This window comes from Photobacterium sp. R1 (assembly GCF_054600795.1).
On record NZ_BAAHZP010001123.1, the window covers coordinates 1 to 224 of the forward strand.

Here is a 224-nt window from a genome sequence, read left to right on the forward strand (position 1 = left end):
GGGGTGAAGTCGTAACAAGGTAGCCCTAGGGGAACCTGGGGCTGGATCACCTCCTTACCTAAAGACTGCGTTGTTGACGCAGTGTCCACACAGATTGCCTGGTTAATAAGTTAAAAACAACAGCAGAAAGCCTTAATGAATGGCACACGCTATTGATTAAAGCTGTTTGCTTTAATGCTCTTTAACAATCTGGAAAGCTGACTAGTAAATTCAATCTTTGAGAT

Annotated in this window: 1 rRNA gene; it reads left to right on the forward strand. The window is 42.9% G+C overall.

Features of this window, described 5'->3' with window-relative positions:
• A 16S ribosomal RNA gene (locus ACYP03_RS28550) occupies window positions 1–57 on the forward strand; the annotation flags it as partial.
• Window positions 58–224 lie beyond the last annotated feature (167 nt).